Genomic DNA, 25,709 nt, shown 5'->3' with positions numbered 1-25,709 from the left:
CCGGGGGCTAGACCCGCACGCCCGCCTCCCGCAGCGCGGCGCAAAGCGCGGGAATATCCTGCTGAAAGCAGAACCCGCGCATGCCCAGCTTTTCCCCGGCCTCCACATTTTCCGGCCGGTCGTCGATAAAAAAGCATTCCGCCGGCAAAAGGCCGTATTTGCGAAAAAGAGCCTGATAAATTTCCGGTTCCGGCTTAACGCACCGCTCGTCAGCGGATACGATCATTCCGTCAAAGTGCTTCATGGCGGGGATATTCCGGTAAAAGCGGTAGAATCTGCCGCTCATGTTGGAGAGCAGGTAGATGGAATATCCGTTTGCCTTCAGCTGCCCGGCCACCGCTTCCATTTCATCGATCGGCACCAGAGCGTCGTGCCAGTGCTCATAAAGATAACGCGCCGTTTGGTGCAGGCGCGTGGGGATCCGTCCGGAGACCAGCGCGAAATATTCCTCGTCGCTCAGAGTACCGCGGTCGGTTTCCAGCCATTCCGGCGCGCAGAACAGTTCCCGGTGGATCAGCTCCGCGTCCGCGTCATCCGGGACATGTTCCCTGGTAAAGCTCATCGGTTCGTAGCGGAACAGCACCCATGCCATATCAAACACGATGTTTCGAATCATTTTTTCACCCCGCAGAAGTTAATGCTTTCCATCGTAACATAAAAATCCCGTTTGTCAACCCCGCGGGATACGAAACGTCCCCGCAGCAACAGATTGCTCCGGGGACGTTTTTTATTTTTTCTCTTTCTTATCGCAGTTCTGATGATAGGGACACGCCGAGCAGTCCCCGCCGCAGGAGTGATTTCTGTGCCGCCAGGAATAGCGCGCTGCAAAAAAGAACAGCAGCGCCACAATCAGCAGAACAATCAAATCGACCGGACTCATCGCAGCGCCCCCTTTCTTTCAGCCTGCAACCAGGCGTCCCGCCTGATAAACCAGAAAAGCCGCAATCCATGCGACGCCGCACTGGTAAAAGACAACGCCGACCGCGCTGCGGACACTGCCCATCTCCTGGCGTACCGCGTTGACCGCCGCGATGCAGGGCGTGTACAGCAGTGTGAAGGTCAGGAATGTGAAAGCCGTTAGCGGGGTAAACAGAGTGGAAAGCGCCTGCGGCAGATTTGACACGTCCGTACCCGTAAGGACCGCCAACGTGCTTATGACCGCTTCCTTAGCGGTGAACCCGGTGATCAGCGCGGTGGAGGACATCCAGTCGCCGAACCCCAGCGGAGCGAAAATCGGCGCAATCCACCGGCCGATCATCGCCAGCATGCTGTCAGAGCCGGAGGAGACCGGATTAAACCTTGTGTCAAACGTCTGCAAGAACCAGATGATGATGGTCGCCACGAAAATTACGGTGAACGCCCGGACCAGAAAATCGCGAGCCTTGTCCCAGATGAGCAGCAGAACGCTCTTCGCGCTGGGCATCCGGTAATTCGGCAGCTCCATGACAAACGGGACCGGATTGCCGTGGAAAACGGTTCCCCGCATCAGCAGACCGCTTCCGACTCCCATCAGAATCCCCATCACATACAGCAGAATCATCACAAGGGCGGCATGTTTCGGGAAGAACGCCGCGGTAAAGACCGCGTAGATCGGCAGCTTGGCGCTGCAGCTCATGAACGGAGTCAGCAGAATCGTCATCTTGCGGTCGCGCTCGCTCGACAGAGTCCGCGTTGACATGATGGCGGGCACGGAGCAGCCGAAGCCGATCAGCATCGGGACGAAGCTCCGGCCCGACAGGCCGATCCGGCGAAGCAGTTTGTCCATGACAAACGCGACCCTCGCCATATAACCGCTGTCCTCCAGAATCGACAAAAAGAAAAACAAAACCACAATGATCGGCAGGAACTGAAGCACGCTGCCCACCCCGGCGAACACGCCGTCAATGACCAGCGATTTCACGATCGGGTTGATTCCGTACGCCGTCAGCCCTGCATCCGCAGCATCCGTCACGGCGGTGATTCCAAGGGAAAGCAAATCGCTTAAAGCGGTGCCGATCACGCCGAACGTCAGCCAGAAGATCAGCATCATAATCAGAAGAAAAATCGGAATCGCCAGATATTTACCGGTGAGCACCCTGTCAATGGCAACGCTCCTGCGGTGCTCTCTGGACTCCCCCATTTTCACAACGGTGGAAGCGCAGAGGCTTTCGATAAAGGAATACCGCATATCGGCAAGCGCGGCTTCCCGGTCTGTGCCCAGCTCCCGCTCCATCTCCGTCACGTCGTGCATCACCATATCGATTTCGTTTTCAGAAAGGCGGAGCGCCTTCCTCATCGGCTCGTCCCCCTCCACCAGCTTTGTTGCGGCGAACCGGGGCGGAACCTTGATGCGCTGCGCGTGGTCTTCCACCATATGCGCAATGGAATGAATCGTCCGATGTACGGCGCCGGAGCAGAAATCCTGCCGTCTGGGGGCGCGCTTGGCCTCGGCGACCTCAAGGACGGTATCGATCAGCTCCTCCACGCCCTCGTTCTTACTCGCGGAAATCGGAATCACCGGAACGCCGAGCTGTTTTTGAAACTCCTTGATTTTTATAGTCCCGCCGTTTGCTCGAACCTCATCCATCATATTGAGAGCAATCACCATTGGAATATCCAGTTCGATGAGCTGCATACTCAAATAGAGATTTCGCTCAATATTGGTCGCGTCCACGATGTTAATGATGGCGTCCGGATTGTTGTTGAGCAGAAAATCGCGCGTTACGATCTCTTCGTTTGAATACGGGGACAAGGAATAAATCCCCGGCAAATCGACCACCGTAACGTCTTTATGCCCTCGGATCTGCCCGTCCTTTCTTGCAACGGTGACCCCCGGGAAGTTTCCCACATGTTGATTGGATCCGGTCAGCTGATTAAAAAGGGTTGTTTTACCGCAGTTCTGGTTTCCCGCAAGCCCCAGGATCATGTATTTATGCCTCCTCAATTACGATCTTTTTTGCGTCGTCCATCCGGAGAGTCAATTCGTAACCCCGCAGATGAATCTCAATCGGGTCGCCCATCGGCGCCATTTTTCTTACCATCACCTCCGTGTTCGGCGTCAGTCCCATATCCAGCAGACGGCGGCGCAGCGCGCCCTCTCCCCGCACTTCGACAATTTTGGAACTTTTTCCGATCTTCAGCCGATCAAGTGTCATTTTCCCTTTGCTCCTTTCGTAGTCAGGATCCTGTTCTTCAGTTAGTCACTGCTAACATTAATAGTTTATGCTTCCGTCCCCCTTTTGTCAATAGCCATTTGAATGTATTTGCCCGGGGGCCGTCATCCCATTTCCGGCAATTCGCCGGATTCGTTTCCGGAGCAAAAAAAGGAGGGCTTTTCAGCCCTCCGAAAGAATTCAACGCACCTTATGACAAATCAAGCGTATCCAGAACTTTTTTAAGAGACTCGGCGGATTTGAGAAGCTTCAGCTGTTCGTCGCCGCTCAGTCCGACGTCCACTACCTTTTCCACGCCCTCGCTGCCGACGATTGTCGGAATCCCCATACAGATTCCGTTCAGGCCGTAATAGCCTTCGATCAGGCTGGAAACCGGCAGAATCGAGCGTTCGTCCCTCATGATGCACTCCGCGATGCGGCGAACCGCCATGGCGATGCCGTAATAGGTCGCGCCCTTTTTCTGAATGATCTCATAGGCGCTGTCGCGCACATCCTCATACAGCTTCTGCATATTCTGCTCGTGTTCAAAGTGCCCGCACAGCTCGCAGAACCGGTACAGTTCCACACCGGATACATTGGCGCTGCTCCAGACCGCCAGCTCGCTGTCTCCGTGTTCGCCGATGATGTAAGCGTGCACGCTGCGGCTGTCGACGCCCAGGCGCTGCCCGAGCAGATATTTCAGCCTCGCCGTGTCCAGCACCGTGCCGGAGCCGATGACGCGGCTCGGCGGGAACCCGGACAGCTTGAGGGCCGTATAGGTAAGGATGTCGACCGGATTTGACACAACCAGAAGGATCCCCTCACATTGTCTCTTTTTGATTTCCGGGATAATCTGCTTAAAAATCCCGACGTTCTTATTGACCAGATCCAGCCTCGTCTCGCCCGGCTTCTGATTGGCGCCGGCGGTTACCACAATCAGCCCGCAGTCGGCAATATCATCGTAGGCGCCCGCCGAAATCTCAATCGGGCGCGCAAACGGAGCGCCGTGGCTCAGGTCCATCGCTTCTCCTTCCGCCTTGTCACGGTTCGCGTCGATCAGGACCAGCTCGGAAAACAGGCCGCTCTGCATCAGGCTGAAAGCCGACGCCGCCCCCACGAATCCGCATCCGATGATCGCGCATTTTCTTACATTTACCATTCTTCTTTCACCGTCCCTTTTCTTTATATTTTAACTTCTGATTTATTTTACCCCATATGGCTTCAGATAAAAGTTGACTGATTTAATCCACTTATATTATAACGCCCTTTCTCCATTTTTCAATCGAGTTATTAGAATATTTTTCCATTTAAAAATATTTACAGGCAGTATCTTTTTTACTTTTTCTGCATACGCTATTGACATATTTATAATTACACGATATAGTTTTAATAAGTAGATCACAGAATGTTAAACAGTAGAAAGAAGAGGAATGCGATATGGATTTATCTGTTTGCGTTTTTGGTGATTCCGTATCGAAAGGCGTGATTTTCGACAGTGTGCTGAAAAAATACACCCTTCTGCGCGACAGTTTCGCCAACCGGATTTCAGGCAGCTTTCCGGTCATGATTCGGAATTATTCGATATTCGGATGCACGGTTACCAAGGGGATGGATCTACTGCGGCGGCACTGGAACGAGCTTTCCAACTTCGATTATACGGTTCTGGAATTCGGTGGGAACGACTGTGACTTTGATTGGGCAGATATTTCAGAAAACCCCGAGCGGGAACATCTTCCGAAAACGCCGGTCGGCATTTTTGAGCAAAAGTACACGGAGCTGATCGAACAGGTGAAAAGAAGCGGAAGCCGGCCGGTTCTGCTGACCCTGCCGCCGATCGACGCCAAGCGATATTTCGCGTGGATTTCAAAGGGACTGAACGCCGGCGCAATTTTAAAATTTCTGGGCGATATTGAGCATATTTATCGTTGGCATGAACGATACAACCTGGCCGTATGCCGGGTTGCCAAAGAATGCAGCGTTCCGCTCATCGATATCAGCAGCGCGTTTCTGGAAAAGCACAATTATCAAACCCTCCTCTGCGAGGACGGAATCCACCCGAATGAAAACGGCCACCGTCTGATCTCCGGGGTCATCGGCGACACGATCAGAAATCTGCGGACCGCGACGGCATAGTGGTAAAAAGCAAGGGGCTGCCCAGAAAACCACTGACACAGCAGCCCCTTAAAGAAGAGGATCACCTGATTCCTATTGCGAATCAAGACGGCCGCAGTTTCGTTTGCGGATATTTTCTTCTGAAACCCGAAAGTCGATACGCTTCGGGAAAGCCCTGTCGAAACTGCGAAACGGGCGCGTCGCGTCTCTAAGATCGGATCACTCCGGAGCGGAAATCCAGAAGCAAATTGCGGACTTCCCGCGCGGATTTGCAGTTGACGGCTGTTTCGGCCAGGTTCCGGCAGGATTCGAACGCAAGCCTGCCGATTTCATATTTGACCTGGGCGATGGAATCCAAAGCCATGCTGAGCTCATCCAAGCCCAGGCCGATGAGCAGCGGAACGGCAAGCGGGTCCCCCGCCATGGAGCCGCACATGCCGATCGGGATATGATTCGCATGCGCCGCCTCCGACGTTTGCCGGATCAGCCTTGCAACGGCGGGATGGCAGTAGTCGTACAGATAGGACACCTGCTTGTTTCCCCGGTCGACCGCCAGAGAATACTGAACAAGGTCATTGGTTCCGACGCTGAAAAAATCGACTTCTTTTGCCAGAACATCCGCCATCAAGGCGGCGGAGGGAACCTCGATCATCATTCCGGTTTTGATCCGATCGTCAAAGGGAATTCCCTCTTTTGCAAGCTGTTCCTCCGCTTCTTCCAACATCGCTTTTGCGGCAGCCAGTTCCTCATAATCCGCAATCATCGGGAACATGATTGCCAGCTTCCCATAGCGGCTCGCCCTTAAAATCGCCCGAAGCTGGGTTTGGAAAAGTTCTTTCCGGTCAAGGCAGAGACGGATTGCCCGGTACCCCAAAAACGGGTTTGCCTCGCTGGCAATGCCAAGATATTTCACGTTCTTATCGCCGCCGATATCAAGCGTACGGACGATCACTTCACGCGGGGAGTAGCACTCCGCGATTTTTTTATACTCCTGAAACTGAATTTCTTCCCCGGGGGAGGACTGCCGGGAAAGATAAACCTGTTCCGTCCGAAACAGCCCGACCGCCTCCGCGCCCTCCCGGCTGGATCCCGCCGCGTCGGCATACGAGCCGATATTGGCGGCAACAACGATCCGTTTTCCGTCCGAAGTCCTCGCATCCTGTTGAGCGGACCGGAGATAAAGCTCCTCTTTCTTTCGCTCTTCCTCCCCTTTTCTTTCATACTCCGCAACCGTATCCGGCTCCGGGGCGGCAATACAGATTCCTTCGCTTCCGTCAAGAATCAGCTCTTCGCCGTCCGAAACAGCTTCAAGGATGCCGGTGAGCCCAACGACAGCCGGAATCCGCAGCGACTTGGCGAAAATGGAGGTATGGGAAGTTTTGCCTCCCTTCTCCGTGGCAAAGGCCAGGATAAAGTCCCGGTTCAGCTGAACGGTATCGGAGGGAGAAAGGTCGTCGGCGACCAGAATCACGGGATGATCGATAGCTGCAAGGCCCGACCGGTCCGCGCCGGTCAGGATCCCCAGCAGCCGGTTCCCCGCGTCGCGCACATCCGCTGCGCGCTCGCGCATATAGCTGTTTTGCATGTTTTCAAAGATAGCCGCGTATTTTTCCGTAACCTGACTGACCGCTTTTTCCGGTTTCAAAAGCTCTTCACGGATCAGCTTCCGGATTTCGGGACAGTATGCCGGATCGGAAAGGATGGTCTTTTGCCCCCTGATAACGGAAAGTTCTTCTTCCTTCAGTTTTCCGGCGGTTTTCGCGATCAGTTCCTCCACTTCGCGGACCGCCCTTTCGGCTGCCCGGTTAAAACGGTCTGTCTCTGCATCCGCTTCCCTCGGCTGAATTTTCCGTTCAGCGTCCGGCTTCGTCCCGTGTTGAAACAGACAGACTTTTCCCCGGCGGATTCCTCTGGATACGCCGATCCCCTGGAAGCTTCTTTCAGACATTCCATCACTCTCCGAAATATATGTTTGGATCAATTCCCGCGGCCGTCCGTGGGCCGCTGTCTTCATTCATCAAAATTTGTTGCAAACAGTTTTTCTACCATAGCCATCGCGGTATTTTCGTCCGGCCCGTCGACGAAAACCTCCACTTCTTCGCCCGTCTCCACCCCAAGGCTCATCATTCCCAGAATGCTTTTTGCGTCGGCCTTTTCACCGCCCGCTTTTTGAATCTCGATCCGCGACTGAAACGGCGTCGCCTGTTCCACCAGCACCTGAGCGGGCCTGAGATGAAACCCTTCTTTGCAGTTCATCACAAATTTTTTATTCAGCATAGTAAAATCCTTTCAAAAAGAATCGGCAGGTCTTTCCTGGTTATTCATCGATCGATTTAATGACTTCCAGGATCTCTTCCGGCGTTGCCGCCTGTGCCAGCTTTTGGCGAAAATCCTCGTGCATCAGCCGTTTGGAAATCGCGATCAGGATTTTCAGGTGGTCGTTGCCCGCATTTTTCTCCGGGACTCCGATTAAAAAAACGCTCGTAACCGGCTTACCGTCAAAGGAATTCCAATCGACCGGAGCGGCAAGGCGGGCATAGGCAAGGCAGGGCGACTTTACGCCGTCCGATTTTCCGTGGGGGATCGCCACCCCGAAACCGATCCCCGTGGTCCCCTCGTTTTCCCGTTCCCGGACTGCGGCGAGATATTTTTCCTTGTCAGAAACATATCCGTATTGAACCATGCCGTCCGCCATGGTCCGGACCGCCTCTTCGCGGCTGGAAGCCGAAAGCCCCAGAAAAATAATATTCTTACTCATAATGCTTGAAATGTTCATAACGATCCCCCAAAGGCCAGAACGGCCGAATCCAAGTTTTTCTGCGGCTCCGGTGCGGAGCCGCAGAAAGTGTTTACTTTATTTTTTCTTCGCTCACTTTATCTCTCTTCAACGCAAGAACCATCAGCGCCGTTACAGCGGAGCCGATCAAAATGGCAATTAGATACAGAAAAACATTGCTGACCGCGTTTGGAATCAGCATGACGAACAGCCCTCCGTGAGGCGCTCTCAGCAGGCACCCGAAGGCCTCCGAAAGTCCGCCGGCAATCGCCGAGCCCACCACGCAGGACGGAATTACGCGGAACGGGTCGGCTGCCGCGAACGGAATCGCGCCCTCCGTGATGAAGGAGAGCCCCAGAACCAGAGCGGCTTTTCCCGCTTCTTTTTCCTCGCGGTTAAATTTCTTTTTGGAAGCAAATGTCGCGATTGCCAGCCCGATGGGCGGAGTCATGCCGGCCGCCATTACAGCTGCCATCGGCGCGTAGACGCTGCTGGCGATCAGTGCGGTTCCCACCGTGTAAGCGGCTTTGTTGATCGGGCCGCCCATATCGGTCGCCATCATCGCGCCCATAATGACCCCAAGCAAAATCGCGTTGACGGTTCCCATATTCTTCAGCCATGCGACCAGTGCGTTCATCAGCATGGAGAACGGCGTGCCGATCACGAAAACCATCATAAGCCCCACCACGAGCGTGGACAGAAACGGAATAATCAAAATCGGTTTCAGACTTTCCAGACTCTTGGGCAAACGCATTTTGTCTTTCAGAAATTTCGCGAGATACCCCGCGAGAAAGCCTGAGAAGATTCCTCCCAGAAATCCGGCCCCCAGCGTGGACGAAAGCGCGCCGCCGATCAGACCGGGCGCTAGGCCGGGACGGTCTGCAATGGAAAACGCAATGTAGCCGGAAAGCACCGTCACCATCAGCCCCATCGCCGAATCGCCGATTGTTTTCAATCCCCAGGCGAGCGTTCCCGTCTGCTTGAACGCATAAATTCCAAACAGGAAGGAGCAGGCGATTGTCAGGCCTCCCGCAACAACAACCGGAATCATAAAGGACACGCCGGACATCAGGTGTTTGTAAGGACCCGTTCTGTCGGCGCTGCGCTCCGACTTGATTTTCTGTACGTTTTCCACATAGTCCGTCTTTGGCCGCTCCAGCGAGGCGTTTTCGGACGGCTTCATGGCAAGCGCCCGGTCGATCAGCCCGCCGGGGTCCTTGATCGCCGCGCCGGCCCCCACGCGAACAACCGGTTTTCCTTTGAAACGCCCCTCGTCCGCATCCATGTCGGCCGCAACGATAATTGCGTGCGCTTCGGCGATCTCTTCTTCGCTCAGCCGATTTTCCACTCCAACGGAGCCTCGCGTTTCCACCTTAATGGAAACGTTCTTTTCCTTGGCCGCTTTTTGCAATGCCTCAGCAGCCATATAGGTATGTGCGATTCCCGTGGGACATGCCGTTACCGCTAAAAGCTTTTTCATAGAAATCCTCCCTATCCTATATGTTTAATTAAAAAAGCCCTAAATTTTTCTCACCGTTACGTAATCCAGGGACCGGGCGACTTCCTCCTGAGAACAGATCAGGGTTCCCTCCTTGGACGCCGTAACGGTTCCCGCCGCAGTGGTGATTTTTGCGATTTCATATAGCGAGCTGTTGTTCAGAATCGAACCGGCGAGGGCCGCGACCATTGAATCCCCGGCCCCGGTGGCGCTTTTAACCGGAATGTTCCAGGAATCGACCGCATAGGCTTCCTCCCGGTTCGCCACCACCGCGCCGTCCGCGCCCATGGAGACGATGACGATTTCGATTCCCGTCCCGGTCAGACGCCGGGCCGCCTCGGCAATATCCTTTTTCCCCGAAAATTTGCATCCGCTCAGCGCCTCCAATTCCTGAAGGTTCGGCTTGACCGCATAAGGGATTGCCCGAATCCCCTCCTCCAGCGCGCCGCCATCCGCATCCAGCAGTACTTTTGCCCCCGCCGTCTTTGCGGCGGCAACACAGTCTGAGTAGAAATTCTGCGGGATGCCCGGCGGAAGGCTTCCGCTGAGGACGACAATTTCCGCCTTTTGGATCAAGTTTTGAAATTTTTTCCGAAAGCGGACGAGATCTTCGGGTGAGACACGGAATCCGGTCTCATTGACCTCCGTTGTCTTGTTGACGCTTTCATCGAATATTTTCAAGTTCGTACGGGTTTCTCCCTCGATTTCCAAGAAATCAGCGGGAATTCCGGCATTTTGCAAAGCCTCCAGCAGCAGCTTTCCCTGCTGACCCGCAATCAGTCCGGTCACCGTCACGTCGACTGCAAAATTTTTTAATACTCTGGCTACATTGATTCCTTTTCCACCGGGGTCGGTCCGCGAGCGAACCACCCTGTTCAGACCGTACGGAAGCAGTTTTTCAATCACGATCGTCTTGTCGATGGAAGGATTCAGCGTAACCGTTACCACACTGTTTTTCATGTCTGAGCAAAGTCTCCCTCCTCTTGGAGCCGCGGACCTTCCGCGCTAGCCGTTCTCGTCAGCCAAATACAGTTTGACATTGTTTTTTTGAAATTCCTTCCTCTGTTCATCGGTGATAGCATTCCCCGTAATGCAGCCGTCTATATCCGCCGCTCCGCCAAACCGTGCAAAAGACACCCGGCCAATTTTTGTATGGTCCGCCATAAGGAAAACCTGATCGGCAATGCTCATCATTTTTTGCTTGGTCGACGCTTCCACAAGGTTCGGAGTCGTCAGGCCGACTTTAAAGTCGAACCCGTTCGTAGCAATAAACGCTTTGTCAACACGGATGCGGTCGAGCGATTCTTCCGCCGCCGGGCCGGCCAGAGCCATGGTGTTCGCGCGCAGTGTTCCGCCGGTCGACATCAAGGTGATCCCAGGTATGGATGAGAGTTTTTGAAGCAGAAGAATCGAATTCGTCACAACAGTAAGCTCCTTGAACCGGGTAAGTTCGCAGGACAAGTAAAGCGTCGTGGTTCCGGAGTCTATCAGGAGTGAATCCCCCTCGCAGATCAGCTCCGCCGCTTTTTTGGCAATCAGGGATTTTTCATCCCGATACTGGTCTTCTTTTTCACTGTAGGTCGGCTCAAATCCTACAGACTTCAAATAAACCGCGCCGCCGTGCGTTCGTTTCAAAAGATTGCGGTTTTCCAATTCCGTCAGGTCGCGCCGTACCGTCGACTCCGACACCTGAAGCAGAACACACAGTTCCTGAACCGACGCCCTCGACTTATTTTGCACATACTCGGCCATTTTCTGCAGCCTTTCTTCTTCAAACATGGAAAGCCCCCAAACCCGTTTATGATTGTTTGTGATTGCTTTTGACGTGTTTATAATAGCACAGAAGCATTTAATTGTCAATAATATACTCAATATTATTTTATGTCCGTATTTTTTAAGTTATAACTAATAAATTAGAACTAAATTGCTTTTCTTGTTCCTCAATAGCCTTTCAATTCAGTCATAGCTGTTTCAATTCGGTCATTTTCAGTCATAAAGCAATCTCTAATCCCCGGCTGAAGATCGGGCGGATCCATGAGAAGTTGAAAAGGGCATAAAAAGCGACAAGGTTCGCCGGTCTCCGGCAGAATAAAATCGCGGGACGCCATTCTAAAAGGAGACAGCAAACCATGTCTGAGATTGTACAGTCGGTCGAGGGGTACCGGAAAGCGGAAGAAACTTTTTGGAACTTTGTCACATGAGATGGAACCTAAATCCTTTCTGATGAAAAACGAACAAAAAGTGAACAAAATATTGAACTTAATCATGAAAAATTTATAATAAGATTAACACATGTGTTGAACCGATCGGTTGCAGGAGGAGGAAACTTCATTTGCCATTTCAAACAGGAATCCGGATAATTCTGTATTGCAATACGAACATAAAATTCTAATGGAGTGTTTATGATGAAGGACAAGGTTATGGAATTGTCACAGAAATTTTCACGATCAATCGTGAAGCCCGTAATGTTTATGGCCGTTATGGGAACTGTTTTGGCAATCGCCGTTCTTTTACAGCTCAGCTTTATGCCTGCGTTTGTGAAAGATCTGGGCGATTTGCTGAAAGCGATGATGAATGCGATGCTCAACAATCTTTCGGTTATCTTTTGCGTTGGGCTCGCGGGAACGCTGGCAAAGAAGAAGAAGGTTGACGCGGCAATTCTCGGTTTAATTGTATTTATTGTTTTTCTGGCGGCCAACAACGAGTGGCTTACCATGCACAAGATGCTGGCCAAGGCCGGCGCCGCCGGCTTATACGGAACCGGGCAGAATCTGGTGCTCGGATTTCAGGTTGTGGATATGAACGTTTTCCTCGGCCTGATACTTGGGTGCCTGACCGGGTATGTCTACAACAAATTTTCCGAAAAAGAATTTATCGACGTCTTCCGCGTATACGGCGGACCGCGGCTTGCGTTTATCATTATGATTCCGACGGCGCTGGTGTTCGCCGTTGCGGCCTGCTACGTCTGGCCCGTGGTGAACGGCTGGATCAGCGCTCTTTCGGGCCTGATTAAAAGTTCGGGACTGTTCGGCCTGTTTATCTATTCGTTCGGCAACAAGGTTCTGATTCCGCTTGGCCTTCATCACCTGTTGTGGATGCCGTTCTGCTTTACTCCGATCGGGGGAACCGCAACCATCGGCGGACAGGCTGTCTCCGGCGCGGCCAATATCTTCTATGCGGAGATGGGTCAGGCCGGCAGCATCGCCGCCTTGGATTCTTCCATTCGCTTCTGTACTTTCGGGTTTGTAAAGGTGTTCGGATCGCTCGGCGTTGTTCTCGCGATGATCAAAACGGCAAAGCCAAAAAACAAAGCGGCTGTAAAAGGCATGCTTCTGCCGGCTCTGTTTGTTTCGATGATTGCCGGTATTACGGAGCCGATTGATTTTACCTTCCTGTTTGTATCTCCGCTGCTCTGGGTCGTCCACAGCGTTTACGCGGGAATTTCGGAAGTGATTCTCTACGCGCTGGGGGCGAGAACCTATATGCTGTACGGTCTGCTCGACGACGTCATCAGCAATTCCGTATTCAGCCCCTCCGTCACCAAATTCTACCTTGTTATTATTGTCGGGCTTATCATGACGGGCGTGTGGTATGTTACCTTTGTATTCCTGATTCAAAAGCTGAAGATCATGACCCCGGGCCGCAGAGATGATTTCGGGAACGACGCGGAAGAAAACGCCGTTCTGGCGGTGCCCGACGGCGCAGAGGAAGCGGATACGCCTCAGGCGAAGGGCGGCGAGATCAGCTCTCCGAAAAACGCGGAGCTCATGATTCAGGGCCTTGGCGGCCAGGAAAACATCGTCAGCGTTACAAACTGCTTCACGCGTCTGCGATGCGAAGTCCGGGACGAATCGAAAATCGACGGCCAAGTCCTGAAAAGCGCCAACCAAAAAGGCGTTGTCGTCAAAGCGAAGACCGTCCAGATTATTATCGGCATGCAGGTCGAGGACCTGAAAGAAGAAATCTGTTCCAGACTGAATTTTGAATAGCACACAATAGAGTTGGGAAGTGGAAACATGAAAATCGGGATTGTGGGCGCCGGACTGATCGTGGAAGTCTTTCTGGAAGCCGTAAAAAGAATCGGCGCCCTCCGTCCGGAGGCGATTTGTGTGAGAGAAGGGCGGATGGACCGCGCGCTGGAATTATCTGAAAAATACGGGATCCGCACGCAATACACGGATTACGCGCAAATGCTGAACGACCCGGAGATTGATTTTGTCTACATCGCGCTTCCCAACCGGCTGCATTACGGGTACGCCGCGCAGGCCTTGAAAAGCCATGTTAACGTCCTTGTGGAAAAGCCGGCGGTCCTGACCGCGGCGGAATTCAAGGAGCTTGCCCGCCTCGCGGAAGAAAACCGGCTGTTCCTTTTTGAGTGCATCACAACCGTCCATCTGCCGAATTTCCAGGACATAAAAAAAAGGATCGGTGAAATCGGACCGATCCGCACTGTTGAAGCGAATTATACGCAGTATTCAAGCCGTTACGACCAGTTCAGGCAGGGCGTGGTCACCAACATATTCAACCCCGCGATGGGCGGCGGCGCCCTGATGGATCTCAACCAGTATAACGTCCATTTCGCGGTTGGAATGTGGGGAGAACCGGAGGAGGTCTGTTATTACCCCAATCTCCGCAATGGAATCGATACCTCCGGGGTTCTGGTTTTACGGTACCGGAACTTTCTCTGCTCCTGCATCGGGGCGAAGGATTCTCACGGGGACAGCCATGTTGCGATTCACGGGGAAAACGGCTGTATCCGCGTGGGTTCCGCTCCGAACGAATGCAGGTTCTACGAGATAAAAACCGACGGCGGCGCCGAGACGGTGAACCGGCAGCAGCAGGATAACCGTCTTTATTACGAGCTTTGCAATTTTTCAGATATTTATGACCGGCGGGATTATGAAAAGAGGAACCTTCTTCTGGAGCATTCCGGGCGGGTTGCAGGCGTGCTGGAAAAAGCCAGGCAATTTGCCCGCATGAGCTTTTAGCCGGGGCCGTCCTGGCCCGGTAGACGGGAGGGCATCTCTTTTCCGCACGGCTCCGCGCCGTGTTTGTCTTTGTAAAGCTGGTACTGCAGGAAAATGATTTCGGCCACAGTATAAAAAACCGTCATGGAAACATAGGGATAGTCCTTTTTGTTCGCATAGGCGTGATAATGAGGCGCCGCGATGAAAATGTTTTCCGTTGAATAACGCGCGAGCGTGTTGTCTTCAAATTGAGTGATGGAAATGATGGGAATATCCCGCATCTTAATCTCTTCCAAGTGTTCCGCAACGTAGGAAGTTTCACCGCTCAGGGAGACAATGAACATTAAGTCCCCTTGTTTCAGGTTGTGCACCAGATATTCAAATTCCGCTTTGCCGTCGAGAGTATAGATAAACTCCCCGCTGCCGATAAAAAGCCTTTTTAATTCGCGGATCACATTGTTCTGGATGACGCCGGTCCCAAAGCCGATGATTCGGCTGGAGGCCGAGATGAGACGGCAGATCGGTTCAAAATCCCTTTTCTGCAAATCGTTGATCACGCTCTGGTATTGCTGGGAAATCCGGTTCATGACATCGGCTCCGTCGAAAGAAGGGCGCTGTTTTTCCTCCAGTCTGAGCAGGGCTTTCAGCTCGCTGAATCCGTCCAAAGTAATTTTCTGTGTGAACCGCATTACGGTCGTTCTGGAAACGTGGCACGCGTTGGCCAGCTCCTGAATCGTCATGTTCGCCACTTCTTTTTTATGGAGGAAGATGTATTTCCAGATAATCTGGTCGGTTTCACTCAGCTGTGCGGATTTTTTGTACACCATTTCGTCCAGCATGATAACAGCGCCTCTTTCCTCGGTTTCTCGGGCGGCGGTCAACAACTTCAGTATAGGATCTATTATATCCCAATCCAATCGGGTTGGACAAGCGTCTAATTGACTTGATTCAATTTTTGTTGAGCATGCGTATCCTCATTTTTGTTTTCGATACGTAAATTAAGTTCTCAGTAAGGAGATTAAAGAATGAAAAAGAATTCTGTTCTGATTGCCGGCGGCGGAAGCACTTACACAGCCGGAATAGTGATGATGCTGATTGAAAACAGGGACCAGTTCCCGCTTCGAAAGCTAAAATTTTACGATATCGACGAACAGAGACAGAAAATCGTGGCGGACGCCTGCGCGATTATCGTAAGGGAACGCGCGCCGGAGATAGAGTTTGCGGCGACCTGCGACCCGGAGGAAGCCTTTACGGACGTCGATTTCGTTATGGCGCATATTCGCGCGGGCGGGCTGCCCATGCGTGAAAAGGATGAAAAAATCCCGATGCGTTACGGCGTTCTCGGTCAGGAGACCTGCGGCCCCGGCGGAATGGCTTACGGAATGCGTTCCATTCCCGCGGTAATACAGCTGATCGACTACATGGAGCAATATTCCCCAAAAGCCTGGCTCCTGAACTATTCCAACCCCGCTTCCATTGTCGCCGAAGCGACCAGAGCGCTTCGCCCTGATTCAAAAATCATTAATATCTGCGACATGCCGGTTGCAATCAAAAAATCCTTCGCCGATATTCTGGGGATGAAAGACACCGACATTGTGGAGCGCTACTATGGGCTGAACCATTTCGGCTGGTGGACGGAGCTGTATGACAAAGACGGAAACGACCTGATGCCCCGCCTGAAAAATCATGTAAAAAAATGGGGCTACGGGCCCGCGGGCGATGCGTGCGGCAATCCGCTGCTTGCGGACCGGAGCTGGCTGGACACCTTCCGCAAGGTTAAGGATGTTTACGCGGTGGATCCCGACACGCTCCCCAACACCTACCTCAAGTATTACCTTTATTCCGATTATGTTGCGGCACATACAAATCCGGAGTATACACGCGCCAATGAGGTTATGGACGGCCGGGAAAAAACGGTCTTTTCGGAGTGCAGACGCATTGCCCGCAACGGCACGGCGAAAGACACCAGCCTGGAGTCGGGGGAACACGCGGAATTTATCGTTCGTCTGGCACGCGCGCTGGCGTACAACACCTATGAGAGGATGCTTCTGATTGTGCCGAACAACGGCGCGATTTCAAATGTGGACCCAACCGCGATGGTTGAAATCCCCTGCATTGTCAGCAAGCGGGGGTATGAGCCGCTGTGCATCGGCACGATCCCGAATTTTCAGAAGGGCATGATCGAACAGCAGGTGGCATGTGAAAAGCTGGTTGTGGAAGCCTATCGCGAAAAATCCTACCAGAAACTCTGGCAGGCCCTGACGCTTTCCAAAACGGTGCCGAGCGCCGGTGTCGCGAAGCAAATTCTGGATGATTTAATCGAAGAAAACCGGGAATATTGGCCCGAGCTGAAGTAAGCGGAACCGGCGGATTCTTCCGCCGGACCGAGGAAAAAGAGGGAATGGAATGTTTTTTAAGAAGCGGGAGAAAGAACGGGCGACAACGGGCAAAGTTTGGTCTGTGCAGGATGGGAAAGTGATTCCGGTGACGGAAGTCCATGACGAAGCGTTTTCCTCAAAAGTTTTAGGGGACGGCGTAGCGGTTCAGCCGGAGGGCGGCACGGTTTTATCGCCTGTGAACGGAAAAATCATCAGTGTTGCGAGCACCTTTCACGCTTACGGCATACAGGCCGACGACGGAACGGAAATTCTGGTTCACATCGGCATCGATACGGTTAAGCTCGGCGGAAAAGGGTTTGAAAATCTGGTTGCGGCTGGCGAAGAAGTCAGAGCGGGCACGCCGCTGTGCAATGTTGATTTGCCGTATCTCAGACAAAACGGGTGCGACACGGATATCATCGTTTTGCTGACGGATCCCGCCGGATGCGGCAATCCGGTGTATTATACGGGGATTACGGCGGCCGCCGGCAAGACCTGTGTGATTGAATATTCCAAGTAAAATCACGAGAGATGTTAAAACGAAACCGCGCGGACAAACTTCGTGCGGTTTCGCACTTTTGCCGTAAACCGGGTTGGCGGCACAGGCGCAGCGCTTTTCGCCGCAATTCGGTTTTACCAAATAACGGAAAAACCGGTTGCCACAACAGACAATCCGCTGGGTGTTTGCCAAATAACGCGCGCAGTTCTTTGTGAATGTTGCATAAATTAACTCTTTGGTATTGATTAATTAAAGATATTGTGATATTATGTAACCGTAATTTAAGATGGCTGTGACTGGTTAGACCAGGCAGGACCTTCATTGTAGTGAATCCGTTTCTGGAAATGGGTTTGCAATGTTGGTCTTTTTTTTTAGCAGAATCGTCCCGGTTGAGTCCCTTAGCGATCCGCTCAATCCGGAGACCGAGTGCCTGCGAGAAAGAAAGGAACCGCGATGTACAGAATCGCCCGTGTGATAAGCAATAATTTTGTAATTTCCAAAGACGAGGATAATCAGGAAATCATTATCAGAGGGCTCGGGATAGGCTTTCACAAATCCAAAGGCGACCTGATTCCGGAAGAAAAGACGGAAAAAATTTATCGCATGGATACGCCGAAACAAGTCGATCATCTGATCGAGCTGGTAAAAAGCATGCCCATGGATTATATCTCCGTCTGCACCGAAATCATTGAAAACGTACAGCTGCATCTTGGGAAAAAGCTGAGTCAGAATATTTATGTCACTTTAACGGATCACGTTTGTTTTGCGCTGGAGAGAAAAAAAGAAGGATTAGAATACAAAAACGAAATGCTGTGGGAAATTCGGAACTTTTACCACGCCGAATTTGTCGAAGGAAAATATGCGGTCGCCATGATCAAAGAAAGACTCGGTGTGGAGCTTTCTGAAGACGAGGCCGCGTTTATCGCACTGCATCTCGTCAATGCCGAGCTGGAAACCGGGATCTCCGACGCGTTGAGCATTACGAAAATGATCGAGGGAATTCTAAAAATTGTTGAAAACAATTACGGCATCACTCTCAATCAGGATTCCTTGGACTACGGACGCTTTATTACCCATTTAAAGTTTTTGGGGCAGCGCATTTTCAAAGGGCAGACCATGAGCAAAGACGAGAGCGATTTTTCGCTGATGATTCATAAATTTACACAGGATAAATATCAAAAGGAATTTTTGTGCGCAAAGCGGATTCAAAGCTATATAAAAAGCAACTTCGGGCATTTGCTGTCCAACGAAGAAATATTTTTCCTGATGGTACATCTGAGGAAATTGGTAAACGACAAAGACTAGCACCGGCAAAGAAAACCTGATATTGGCTTGTGACCTTTTGTTAGGGCAAGACCGCAAACGGATTTGCGTTTCGCGCGCAAGTTCTTTTGGCGGCCTTTTTTTATCACTGTCTGCAACAAATGGTTTCGATACACTTAAAACACTTTTTTGGGGAGGAAGTATTGATGAAAGACAAAGCGTTCGGCGTATTACAAAGAATCGGCCACTCCTTTATGCTGCCGATTTCAATTCTGCCGGTTGCCGGCTTGCTTCTCGGCATCGGCAGCTCATTTACCAATCAAACGACGCTGGAAACTTACCACTTGCTGGGATTTATGGGACCCGGTACGGTTATTTACAGCATTCTGACCGTTATGGCGCAGTGCGGCGACGTGATTTTCACGAACCTGCCGCTGATTTTCGCCGTCGGCGTTGGGATCGGGATGGCAAAAAAAGAAAAATCGGTTGCCGCTCTCGCCTCGATGGTCGCGTATTTTATCATGAATTCCGCGATCAGCGGCATGATTTCGATTCACGGGGGCGCCAAAGCCTTTCTGAACGGCGCCACCTGCTCGCTGCTGGGGATGACGACATTTCAAATGGGTGCCCTCGGCGGAATCATCGTCGGGCTTGGCGTCGCCGCCTTACATAACCGCTTTTACAAAATCGAATTTCCCGCAGCGTTCTCGTTTTTTCAGGGAACCCGGTTCGTGCCCATTATCAGCACCGTGGTTTTTGCCTTTGTCGGCATTTTAATGTTTTATATCTGGCAGCCGATCCAGGTAGGCATCAATGATCTGGGCGGACTGGTGTCGAAGTCCGGAGTCATCGGGACATTCTTCTTCGGTTTAATCAAGCGGCTGCTAATCCCGTTCGGCCTGCACCATGTGTTCTACCTGCCGTTCTGGCAAACAGCGATCGGCGGAACTATGCAGGTCGCAGGGAAGGAAATCGTCGGCGCGCAGAATATTTTCTTCGCACAGCTGGCGGATCCGTCGACGATGCATTTCTCTACCCTGGCGACAAGGTTTTTTACAGGCGAATTTATCCTTTACATCTTCGGGTTTCCGGGCGCGGCTCTGGCAATGTATCGCTGCGCGCGCCCCGAAAAGAAAAAAGAAGTCTACGGGCTGCTGCTTTCCGCGTCGCTCACTGCGATTTTAACCGGCATCACGGAGCCGATCGAATTCTCTTTCATTTTCGTCGCGCCCGCTTTGTATGCCATCAACACGGTTCTGGCGGGCCTGGCTTATGCCGTCGCACAGCTGCTCAACATCGCGGTCGGCCTGACTTTCTCCGGAGGATTTATCGATCTGTTCCTGTTCGGCATTCTGCAGGGAAACAGCAAAACCTCCTGGCTTTTAATTCTCCCTGTTGGAATCGTTTATTTTGCGGTATACTATTTTACATTCAGCTTTTTTATTAAAAAATGGAACCTGAAAACTCCGGGCAGAGAAACGGACGACGAAGAAACCAAACTGTATACCCGCGCCGACTATGAAAAGAAGAGAAGCGCCTCCAAAACAGGAAAGAAGGAAGAAAGCGAACGTCTGTCGGCCAGCATTGTGAAAGGGCTGGGAGGAAAAGCCAACATCAGCGATGTGGACTGCTGTGCGACCAGGCTGAGAATCACCGTGGCAGACTCAGATCTTGTAAACGACAGTATTCTGAAGTCGACCGGGGCGGCCGGCGTGGTTCACAGGGGAACCGGCGTTCAGGTCGTTTACGGGCCGAAGGTCACGGTTATTAAATCGAATTTGGACGACTATCTGGCAAAGCCGGCCGAGGAAGCGGAAGTTCCAGAGGCCCCGGAGCCGGCGGCTTCGGAGGCTGAAACCGCTGAAAAACAAAACAAAGACGAGCCGAAAGCTTCTTCTCCCCAAAAGAGCGTCGTCTATGCTCCGCTGAACGGCAGAGTGATGGAATTATCGGAAATTGGCGACGGTGTTTTTTCGGAGGAAATGCTGGGCAAAGGATTCGCAGTCGATCCGTCGGAAGGAAAAGTAGTGGCGCCGTTCGACTGTACCGTTGAAACGGTTTTTGACACGAAACATGCGATCAATTTAAAAAGCGGAAATGTGGAGCTGATGATCCATATCGGGCTCGACACCGTCCGATTGGACGGAAACGGGTTTGACATCAGGGTTCAGGAGGGCGACAAACTGAAAAAGGGCGACCTGATCGGCTACTTTGATATGGAAGCAATTCAGAAGGAGGGATACCGTCTTGTGACTCCGGTAATTATTGCCAACACGGACGAATGGAAGAAGATTGAGCTGTTGAAAAAAGGCTCCGTAACAGCGGGCGAAAAAATATTACGTCTGGAATAACCCTTCCGCCGCGAAGTACGTACGGATCCAAAAGAATATGGTATAATATTATTTAGAAGCAGAGATCATTGAGCTGTTAAGAGAAAGAAAGGGGATCTTATTGATGCAGGAATTTCAATACACAATCCAGGATGAAAACGGGATTCATGCCCGTCCGGCGGGACTGTTGGTCCGAAAGGCGCAATCGTATCAGTCCTCCGCCACTATGATTCACGAGGGAAAAAGCGCGGACATGAAGCGTCTGTTTGCGTTATTGGGCCTGAATATCAAGCAGGGAAACACGGTCACCGTGCAGCTCAGCGGAGAGGACGAAGAGGCGGCCGCTCAGGGGCTGAAAGAGTTTTTCGGAGAGAATTTATAAACGAATGAAGGGATCGGCGCCATGACAACGACAAAGGGAATTGGGGTAAGCCGCGGCGTTGCGGTGGGGGAACTGTGGTTTCGCGCCGCTAAAATAACCGCGATTGATCCGCGAGCCGTGGCGGACCCGGAGGCGGAGGTCAAACGCTTTCAAGACGCAAAGGCAAAAGCAATCGCCCAGCTCGCAATTTTATACACTCAAACGGAAGAAAAACTCGGAAAAGAAAATTCCATTTTATTTCAAATCCACCAGATGATGCTGGAGGATCTGGATTATAACGATTCCATTGTCGGCATAATCCGGGAAGATCGGGTTTGCGCGGAATACGCCGTGCAGGAAACGGCCAAAAAGTTCGCGGACCTGTTCGAAACAATGGATGACGAGTATATGCGCGGACGCGCCGCGGACGTAAAGGACGTTTCCGAACGGGTCGTCGGTATTCTGACCGGGAACGGATCGGGGTTTAACACCGGAGAAAAGCCGTGTGTTCTGGCTTCGGACGATCTTACCCCGAGCGAAACGGCGCAGATTGACCCCAAAACCGTTTTGGCAATCGTGACCTCAGGCGGCTCCCCCACATCCCACACGGCAATTTTCGCCCGCACGATGGGCATTCCCGCCGTAGTGGCCGTAGATGGGGTTTCACTTCAGGAGTATGTCGGAAAAACGGTTGCCGTAGACGGTTCAACCGGCGAAATCTTCATCGAGCCGGACGCCGCCGTTACAAAAGAGCTGGCGCGGAAAGAAAGGGAGCAGCGGGAGCTTGCGGAACGTTTGGAGCGGTTCCGCGGCAAAAAAACCGTTACCGCCGACGGGCGCGCCGTAGATCTGTACGCCAACATCGGCGGCCCGCAGGACATGGAAGCCGTTCTGAAGAGCGACGCCGAGGGAATCGGTCTGTTCCGCAGCGAATTTCTGTTTCTGAAGCGCAGTACGCTGCCGACGGAGGAAGAGCAGTTCCAGGCATACAGCTCCGTCGTTTCAAAAATGAATGGAAAAAGAGTCGTGATACGCACGCTGGACATCGGCGCCGACAAACAGGCGGAATCATTCAACCTGCCGAAAGAGGAAAACCCCGCAATGGGCATGCGTGCCATCCGCATCTGTTTGACCCGTCCCGAAATTTTTAAAACACAGCTTCGCGCGCTGTACCGCGCTTCCAGCTTTGGAAATGTCGCGATTTTACTGCCAATGATTACCTCCGCGGAGGAAATCGTGCAGGTGAAGAAGATCTGCGCTGAAGTCAAAGAGGAATTAAAGCGTCAGGAGATATCCTTTCATCCCGATGTTGAGATCGGGATTATGATTGAGACGCCCGCCGCCGCGGTTATCAGCGATGATCTCGCGCCCCTGGTGGATTTCTTCAGTGTCGGCACCAACGACCTGACGCAGTATACGCTGGCGGTGGACCGTCAGAACAAAACGATTGCCCGGTTTAACAACACGCATCACAAAGCGGTGCTTCGGCTGCTCCAAACGGCCGCGGACAACGCGCACCGGGCAGGCATCTGGATTGGCATCTGCGGAGAACTGGCCGCGGATGAAAGTCTGACTGAAACGTTTGTCAAAATGGGAATTGACGAGCTGTCGGTCGCGCCGTCCTCCGTGCTTTCGCTGCGTGCAAAGATCAGTGAGGTCTGTTCAGTTTAAAAAAGTCACTGAAAGCATCATTCAGGGACTATGAAAGAATAAAAACAGTCGTCTGCTTTTTGCAGGCGACTTTTTTTATGGGGCTGCAGCGGAAACGGCTCTATGATCTATCAAAATTCTATGCAGTAGTCTTACTTGGACTGCATTTTTTTGCCGAAGCGGGCGACGGCCCGCATCTGTATTGATTGGGGGTCATTTTGTAAAAGAGCCTAAAATATTTGATGTAGGAACTTGTGGAATGAAAGCCCACTTTGAAAGCAATATCCGTTACCGACATTTCCGTCGTTGCCAGTAATGAGGTGCTCATATGCAGGCGGTATTTCATCAGATATTGATAAGGACTATCCTGTATATATTTTTGAAAACAGCGTAAGCATTCTGTTTTGCTGATATGGGCGGTATCGGCAATATCTTGTATGGAAATTGACTGATTATAATTGGTGTGTATTGTAGAAATTAAGGTTCGTATTCGTTCGTAGCTTTTTGAGGGTACACTTTCTTTCATCTCGGGAAGAAGAGATAGAAACTCCAGCCACACCTTGGATAACTGAATGGAAATCCGATATTCATGATGCTCGTATTTATCATCCTGGAAATATAACTGATCGAGTATGCTGATCTGATGAAGCACCTGATGGTTGGCCGGCACATTGGCGTACAGGTAATAATGCGTAAAGACTGGATGATTGGTAATAGGTTCCACATCATTTTGTTCCATGATGCTGCCCGAAAAGAAAGCCAGCATTTTTGCCGGAATAATATAGCTGTGGTAATGACAGCCTTCTCTCCCTGTTATTTGATGAAGTGCGGTGCGGTTGATAAAGATACAATCCTGTTCTTGTAAATCAAATTCTTCATCATATATTTTAACATGGACGCTTCCTTTTAGAACAGAAACAAATTGCACCTCATCATGCCAGTGAAAGACTTGAAATCCCTCATTTTCAGGAATACAGTGCTGATTTCGCACATCTAAAACCAGGAGCGGGAATTTCGTCGTATGATAAGGGTTATGAGAATAGACAGGTGCTTTTTCAGACATTCCACGATTCTCCTTAGAATGGTTCTATTTTTATATATTGTAGGTCAAATAATTGTATTTATCAACCCGATTGGGAGCTATAATGATATCAGAAATCGACAAAGGAGATCGTTAAAATGATAATTGACGGAAATGAAACTGAAAAAAGAGCAATGGAAGAGTTTCACAAAGGAAACAGAAAAGAAGGTTTGCGTATTCAGGAAAAATTTGCTTCTGCGTTTCGCGAAGAGTATGAAAACAAAGATCATTGTCCGTGCAGGAAAGCATGCCGCTATCACGGAAACTGTAAAGAATGTGTGGCGATTCACAGAGCTCACCAGGAGCATGTCCCGAATTGCATGAGACCGATGATCAATCGTAAAATCAAGCTGCTGTCGGAACTGACCGAGCATACGATTTCCTATGAGATTGAGCCGCCTGAAGAAAGAATGGGGAATGCGGATGCTTGAAAAGCAGGCGGAACTTCCGTTCTTGTAAAAGACTTTCGCAGACCTCTCACTTAAATTACTTTTTCATGGCCTTGTTAACTTCCCTGTCAACAGATTCCTGACCGATGTCAGCATAAGTTCTGGAATCTTTGATTAAACCGTCGCAGAAAGCAGCTACGTCACTGCCCGTCACTTCGAGCACACCTTTTCCCAACGCCGCGCCCTCTTCAAAAAGATCGACAATTCCTGAGAGGAGACCCGTACCTTCGGTCAGCTCAACCGGGCCGACTTTAAATAGATATTCCTGGATTTCTTTATAAACAATCTGATAATCCTGTGGGAGCGATTTGACACGCGCCATGTGTGCCCGCCATTCTTTTTTGCCTTCGATGATATCCTGTATGCTCATGGTGTCCTCCTATTTCCCTAATTTCTTAGCAATATTTTTATTGAGCTGCTCGCGCCACTTGTCGCGAAAAGACTTTGCCCCTTCTTCACCGGCCAGAGCCGAACAGAAACCTTTGATATCGTCGCCTAAAGCCTCCCCGACACTCTGGCCGTCCGCCGCCGCTTCTTCGAGCAGGCCGAGCACTCCGTCAAGAACGGGCATAAGGTTGCGGCCGCTGAAATCCGAGCGCGGCCAAAAATAGCTCTTCATTTTTTCCCATGCCGCCTGATAATCTGCGGGCAATTTTTGGGCCCGTGCTTCAAAAGCTTTCAATTCTTTTGTCATATCGCTGCCTGTGATCGTTTCCCAAAGATTCATTGTTTCCTCTCCTCTAACTCATTGATTCTTGACGCAATGAATTCCCATTTTTCCCAGAATTTTCGCAGTTCTTCACGCCCCGCGTCGTTGAGCGCGAAGAATTTTCGCGGCGGCCCCATGTCGGAGGGCTTTTTTTCTATGTCTACGAGTTTATTTTTCTCAAGTCTCACCAGAATGGTATACACCGTTCCATCCACAACATCCGCGAAACCGAGGTCGTTCAGCCGCCGCGTGATTTCGTAGCCATAGGTTTCCCCCCTGCTTATCATTTCAAGTACGCAGCCCTCAAGCACGCCTTTAAGCATCTCCGTTAGGTTTTCCAGCACAATCACTCCTTGCTATTTTGTATGACTGATATTCTTCATAACTTATTACCGATATATAGTAACACATAATAGTAGATCCGTCAACAGAATCGGTTATGAATGCGGGCAAGCATTTGACTGGTTGCGGAATTCGGAAACCGATGGGATGTATGGCTTTCACA

26 protein-coding genes are annotated in these 25,709 nt (G+C 51.4%); 10 read left to right on the top strand and 16 right to left on the bottom strand.

Translation table 11 applies throughout. The features are described from left to right. Nucleotides 1-7 precede the first annotated feature (7 nt). The 5 genes from CAFE_RS02560 to CAFE_RS02540 all read right to left on the bottom strand — a co-directional run bounded on the left by CAFE_RS02560 (nucleotide 8) and on the right by CAFE_RS02540 (nucleotide 4,290). On the bottom strand, nucleotides 8-616 hold the full coding sequence (locus CAFE_RS02560; protein ID WP_066644946.1) for an HAD family hydrolase: 609 nt from the start codon (nucleotides 614-616) through the stop codon (nucleotides 8-10). A gap of 111 nt (nucleotides 617-727) precedes the next feature. Then, the gene (locus CAFE_RS02555) at nucleotides 728-880 is read right to left on the bottom strand and encodes a FeoB-associated Cys-rich membrane protein (protein WP_083210045.1); all 153 of its coding nucleotides are present in this window, start codon (nucleotides 878-880) and stop codon (nucleotides 728-730) included. An 18-nt stretch (nucleotides 881-898) separates the two neighbouring features. Beyond that, nucleotides 899-2,905: a ferrous iron transport protein B gene (gene feoB, locus CAFE_RS02550; RefSeq protein ID WP_156989700.1), complete on the bottom strand. Its 2,007-nt coding sequence runs from the start codon at nucleotides 2,903-2,905 to the stop codon at nucleotides 899-901. Nucleotides 2,906-2,909: 4 nt separating this feature from the next. After that, nucleotides 2,910-3,134, bottom strand: coding sequence for a FeoA family protein (locus tag CAFE_RS02545; RefSeq protein ID WP_066644948.1), 225 nt, complete (start codon nucleotides 3,132-3,134; stop codon nucleotides 2,910-2,912). Nucleotides 3,135-3,342: 208 nt separating this feature from the next. Beyond that, nucleotides 3,343-4,290, bottom strand: coding sequence for an L-lactate dehydrogenase (locus CAFE_RS02540; RefSeq protein WP_066644949.1), 948 nt, complete (start codon nucleotides 4,288-4,290; stop codon nucleotides 3,343-3,345). A 278-nt stretch (nucleotides 4,291-4,568) separates the two neighbouring features. On the opposite strand from CAFE_RS02540, the gene CAFE_RS02535 reads away from it, so the two are divergent. Next, nucleotides 4,569-5,264: an SGNH/GDSL hydrolase family protein gene (locus CAFE_RS02535; protein WP_066644952.1), complete on the top strand. Its 696-nt coding sequence runs from the start codon at nucleotides 4,569-4,571 to the stop codon at nucleotides 5,262-5,264. 187 nt (nucleotides 5,265-5,451) lie between these two features. Here CAFE_RS02535 and ptsP (CAFE_RS02530) read toward each other — a convergent pair whose 3' ends face one another. The 6 genes from ptsP (CAFE_RS02530) to CAFE_RS02505 form a co-directional block, all read right to left on the bottom strand. Beyond that, nucleotides 5,452-7,191 (bottom strand): phosphoenolpyruvate--protein phosphotransferase, encoded by a 1,740-nt coding sequence (ptsP, locus tag CAFE_RS02530; protein ID WP_156989699.1) that lies wholly within the window; start codon nucleotides 7,189-7,191, stop codon nucleotides 5,452-5,454. A 62-nt stretch (nucleotides 7,192-7,253) separates the two neighbouring features. Continuing rightward, on the bottom strand, nucleotides 7,254-7,520 hold the full coding sequence (locus CAFE_RS02525; protein ID WP_066644955.1) for an HPr family phosphocarrier protein: 267 nt from the start codon (nucleotides 7,518-7,520) through the stop codon (nucleotides 7,254-7,256). A gap of 40 nt (nucleotides 7,521-7,560) precedes the next feature. After that, nucleotides 7,561-8,019: a PTS sugar transporter subunit IIA gene (locus tag CAFE_RS02520; protein WP_066644957.1), complete on the bottom strand. Its 459-nt coding sequence runs from the start codon at nucleotides 8,017-8,019 to the stop codon at nucleotides 7,561-7,563. Between the two features lie 73 nt (nucleotides 8,020-8,092). Beyond that, the gene (locus tag CAFE_RS02515; protein WP_156989698.1) at nucleotides 8,093-9,499 is read right to left on the bottom strand and encodes a PTS fructose transporter subunit IIC; all 1,407 of its coding nucleotides are present in this window, start codon (nucleotides 9,497-9,499) and stop codon (nucleotides 8,093-8,095) included. Between the two features lie 39 nt (nucleotides 9,500-9,538). Then, nucleotides 9,539-10,477 carry a 1-phosphofructokinase gene (gene pfkB, locus CAFE_RS02510; protein ID WP_156989697.1) on the bottom strand — a complete coding sequence of 313 codons (939 nt, stop codon included), beginning with the start codon at nucleotides 10,475-10,477 and terminating at the stop codon, nucleotides 9,539-9,541. 45 nt (nucleotides 10,478-10,522) lie between these two features. After that, nucleotides 10,523-11,296 carry a DeoR/GlpR family DNA-binding transcription regulator gene (locus CAFE_RS02505; protein WP_066644966.1) on the bottom strand — a complete coding sequence of 258 codons (774 nt, stop codon included), beginning with the start codon at nucleotides 11,294-11,296 and terminating at the stop codon, nucleotides 10,523-10,525. A gap of 623 nt (nucleotides 11,297-11,919) precedes the next feature. Here CAFE_RS02505 and CAFE_RS02500 point away from each other — a divergent pair. Continuing rightward, nucleotides 11,920-13,506: a PTS transporter subunit EIIC gene (locus tag CAFE_RS02500; RefSeq protein WP_228725164.1), complete on the top strand. Its 1,587-nt coding sequence runs from the start codon at nucleotides 11,920-11,922 to the stop codon at nucleotides 13,504-13,506. Nucleotides 13,507-13,533: 27 nt separating this feature from the next. Then, a complete protein-coding gene (locus CAFE_RS02495; protein WP_066644973.1) occupies nucleotides 13,534-14,505 on the top strand; it encodes a Gfo/Idh/MocA family protein in 972 nt (323 codons plus the stop codon). Here CAFE_RS02495 and CAFE_RS02490 read toward each other — a convergent pair. Further along, nucleotides 14,502-15,323, bottom strand: coding sequence for a MurR/RpiR family transcriptional regulator (locus tag CAFE_RS02490; protein ID WP_156989696.1), 822 nt, complete (start codon nucleotides 15,321-15,323; stop codon nucleotides 14,502-14,504). The genes CAFE_RS02495 and CAFE_RS02490 overlap by 4 nt on opposite strands. Nucleotides 15,324-15,509: 186 nt before the next feature. Between CAFE_RS02490 and CAFE_RS02485 the strand changes: the two genes are divergently transcribed. The 6 genes from CAFE_RS02485 (at nucleotide 15,510) to ptsP (CAFE_RS02460) (ending at nucleotide 22,986) form a co-directional block, all read left to right on the top strand. Beyond that, on the top strand, nucleotides 15,510-16,841 hold the full coding sequence (locus tag CAFE_RS02485; RefSeq protein WP_156989695.1) for a 6-phospho-alpha-glucosidase: 1,332 nt from the start codon (nucleotides 15,510-15,512) through the stop codon (nucleotides 16,839-16,841). A gap of 49 nt (nucleotides 16,842-16,890) precedes the next feature. Further along, nucleotides 16,891-17,382, top strand: coding sequence for a PTS sugar transporter subunit IIA (locus CAFE_RS02480; protein WP_066644979.1), 492 nt, complete (start codon nucleotides 16,891-16,893; stop codon nucleotides 17,380-17,382). Nucleotides 17,383-17,787: 405 nt separating this feature from the next. After that, nucleotides 17,788-18,666 carry a BglG family transcription antiterminator LicT gene (gene licT, locus CAFE_RS02475; RefSeq protein ID WP_156989694.1) on the top strand — a complete coding sequence of 293 codons (879 nt, stop codon included), beginning with the start codon at nucleotides 17,788-17,790 and terminating at the stop codon, nucleotides 18,664-18,666. 164 nt (nucleotides 18,667-18,830) lie between these two features. Then, complete coding sequence (locus CAFE_RS02470) at nucleotides 18,831-20,975, top strand: PTS transporter subunit IIABC (protein WP_156989693.1); 2,145 nt, start codon at nucleotides 18,831-18,833, stop codon at nucleotides 20,973-20,975. A 103-nt stretch (nucleotides 20,976-21,078) separates the two neighbouring features. Next, nucleotides 21,079-21,336 carry an HPr family phosphocarrier protein gene (locus CAFE_RS02465; protein ID WP_066644984.1) on the top strand — a complete coding sequence of 86 codons (258 nt, stop codon included), beginning with the start codon at nucleotides 21,079-21,081 and terminating at the stop codon, nucleotides 21,334-21,336. A 21-nt stretch (nucleotides 21,337-21,357) separates the two neighbouring features. Then, nucleotides 21,358-22,986: a phosphoenolpyruvate--protein phosphotransferase gene (gene ptsP, locus CAFE_RS02460; protein WP_066644986.1), complete on the top strand. Its 1,629-nt coding sequence runs from the start codon at nucleotides 21,358-21,360 to the stop codon at nucleotides 22,984-22,986. A 118-nt stretch (nucleotides 22,987-23,104) separates the two neighbouring features. Here ptsP (CAFE_RS02460) and CAFE_RS02455 read toward each other — a convergent pair whose 3' ends face one another. Further along, entirely contained in the window at nucleotides 23,105-24,028 is a 924-nt protein-coding gene (locus tag CAFE_RS02455; RefSeq protein ID WP_066644988.1) for a helix-turn-helix transcriptional regulator, read from the bottom strand. Nucleotides 24,029-24,144: 116 nt separating this feature from the next. Between CAFE_RS02455 and CAFE_RS02450 the strand changes: the two genes are divergently transcribed. Continuing rightward, the gene (locus CAFE_RS02450; RefSeq protein WP_066644990.1) at nucleotides 24,145-24,477 is read left to right on the top strand and encodes an LPS biosynthesis protein; all 333 of its coding nucleotides are present in this window, start codon (nucleotides 24,145-24,147) and stop codon (nucleotides 24,475-24,477) included. 55 nt (nucleotides 24,478-24,532) lie between these two features. Here the strand turns inward: CAFE_RS02450 and CAFE_RS02445 are convergent, their stop codons facing one another. Genes CAFE_RS02445 through CAFE_RS02435 form a run of 3 tightly spaced genes read right to left on the bottom strand, consistent with a single transcriptional unit; the run spans nucleotide 24,533 to nucleotide 25,527 of the window. After that, nucleotides 24,533-24,865, bottom strand: coding sequence for a DUF1048 domain-containing protein (locus tag CAFE_RS02445; RefSeq protein WP_156989692.1), 333 nt, complete (start codon nucleotides 24,863-24,865; stop codon nucleotides 24,533-24,535). 9 nt (nucleotides 24,866-24,874) lie between these two features. Beyond that, a complete protein-coding gene (locus CAFE_RS02440) occupies nucleotides 24,875-25,222 on the bottom strand; it encodes a DUF1048 domain-containing protein (protein ID WP_066644994.1) in 348 nt (115 codons plus the stop codon). Further along, the gene (locus CAFE_RS02435) at nucleotides 25,219-25,527 is read right to left on the bottom strand and encodes a PadR family transcriptional regulator (protein ID WP_066645021.1); all 309 of its coding nucleotides are present in this window, start codon (nucleotides 25,525-25,527) and stop codon (nucleotides 25,219-25,221) included. The genes CAFE_RS02440 and CAFE_RS02435 overlap by 4 nt, the downstream gene beginning before the upstream one ends. Nucleotides 25,528-25,709: the final 182 nt, after the last annotated feature.

Source organism: Caproicibacter fermentans, from assembly GCF_009746625.1.
Classification (GTDB): Bacteria; Bacillota; Clostridia; order Oscillospirales; family Acutalibacteraceae; genus Caproicibacter; species Caproicibacter fermentans.
This window is presented reverse-complemented; position numbering and strand designations above follow the sequence as displayed.

Bases quoted from the DNA above. Each gene is read 5' to 3' on its own strand.
- ptsP (WP_156989699.1), bottom strand. From the start codon at position 7,191: ATGTCTGAAAGAAGCTTCCAGGGGATCGGCGTATCCAGAGGAATCCGC.
- CAFE_RS02520 (WP_066644957.1), bottom strand. From the start codon at position 8,019: ATGAACATTTCAAGCATTATGAGTAAGAATATTATTTTTCTGGGGCTT.
- CAFE_RS02480 (WP_066644979.1), top strand. From the start codon at position 16,891: ATGTTTTTTAAGAAGCGGGAGAAAGAACGGGCGACAACGGGCAAAGTT.
- CAFE_RS02485 (WP_156989695.1), top strand. From the start codon at position 15,510: ATGAAAAAGAATTCTGTTCTGATTGCCGGCGGCGGAAGCACTTACACA.
- CAFE_RS02470 (WP_156989693.1), top strand. From the start codon at position 18,831: ATGAAAGACAAAGCGTTCGGCGTATTACAAAGAATCGGCCACTCCTTT.
- CAFE_RS02560 (WP_066644946.1), bottom strand. From the start codon at position 616: ATGATTCGAAACATCGTGTTTGATATGGCATGGGTGCTGTTCCGCTAC.
- pfkB (WP_156989697.1), bottom strand. From the start codon at position 10,477: ATGAAAAACAGTGTGGTAACGGTTACGCTGAATCCTTCCATCGACAAG.
- CAFE_RS02435 (WP_066645021.1), bottom strand. From the start codon at position 25,527: ATGCTTAAAGGCGTGCTTGAGGGCTGCGTACTTGAAATGATAAGCAGG.
- ptsP (WP_066644986.1), top strand. From the start codon at position 21,358: ATGACAACGACAAAGGGAATTGGGGTAAGCCGCGGCGTTGCGGTGGGG.
- CAFE_RS02500 (WP_228725164.1), top strand. From the start codon at position 11,920: ATGATGAAGGACAAGGTTATGGAATTGTCACAGAAATTTTCACGATCA.
- CAFE_RS02535 (WP_066644952.1), top strand. From the start codon at position 4,569: ATGGATTTATCTGTTTGCGTTTTTGGTGATTCCGTATCGAAAGGCGTG.
- CAFE_RS02465 (WP_066644984.1), top strand. From the start codon at position 21,079: ATGCAGGAATTTCAATACACAATCCAGGATGAAAACGGGATTCATGCC.
- CAFE_RS02555 (WP_083210045.1), bottom strand. From the start codon at position 880: ATGAGTCCGGTCGATTTGATTGTTCTGCTGATTGTGGCGCTGCTGTTC.
- CAFE_RS02515 (WP_156989698.1), bottom strand. From the start codon at position 9,499: ATGAAAAAGCTTTTAGCGGTAACGGCATGTCCCACGGGAATCGCACAT.
- feoB (WP_156989700.1), bottom strand. From the start codon at position 2,905: ATGATCCTGGGGCTTGCGGGAAACCAGAACTGCGGTAAAACAACCCTT.
- CAFE_RS02455 (WP_066644988.1), bottom strand. From the start codon at position 24,028: ATGTCTGAAAAAGCACCTGTCTATTCTCATAACCCTTATCATACGACG.
- CAFE_RS02490 (WP_156989696.1), bottom strand. From the start codon at position 15,323: ATGCTGGACGAAATGGTGTACAAAAAATCCGCACAGCTGAGTGAAACC.
- CAFE_RS02505 (WP_066644966.1), bottom strand. From the start codon at position 11,296: ATGTTTGAAGAAGAAAGGCTGCAGAAAATGGCCGAGTATGTGCAAAAT.
- CAFE_RS02495 (WP_066644973.1), top strand. From the start codon at position 13,534: ATGAAAATCGGGATTGTGGGCGCCGGACTGATCGTGGAAGTCTTTCTG.
- CAFE_RS02525 (WP_066644955.1), bottom strand. From the start codon at position 7,520: ATGCTGAATAAAAAATTTGTGATGAACTGCAAAGAAGGGTTTCATCTC.
- CAFE_RS02540 (WP_066644949.1), bottom strand. From the start codon at position 4,290: ATGGTAAATGTAAGAAAATGCGCGATCATCGGATGCGGATTCGTGGGG.
- CAFE_RS02450 (WP_066644990.1), top strand. From the start codon at position 24,145: ATGATAATTGACGGAAATGAAACTGAAAAAAGAGCAATGGAAGAGTTT.
- CAFE_RS02440 (WP_066644994.1), bottom strand. From the start codon at position 25,222: ATGAATCTTTGGGAAACGATCACAGGCAGCGATATGACAAAAGAATTG.
- CAFE_RS02445 (WP_156989692.1), bottom strand. From the start codon at position 24,865: ATGAGCATACAGGATATCATCGAAGGCAAAAAAGAATGGCGGGCACAC.
- CAFE_RS02545 (WP_066644948.1), bottom strand. From the start codon at position 3,134: ATGACACTTGATCGGCTGAAGATCGGAAAAAGTTCCAAAATTGTCGAA.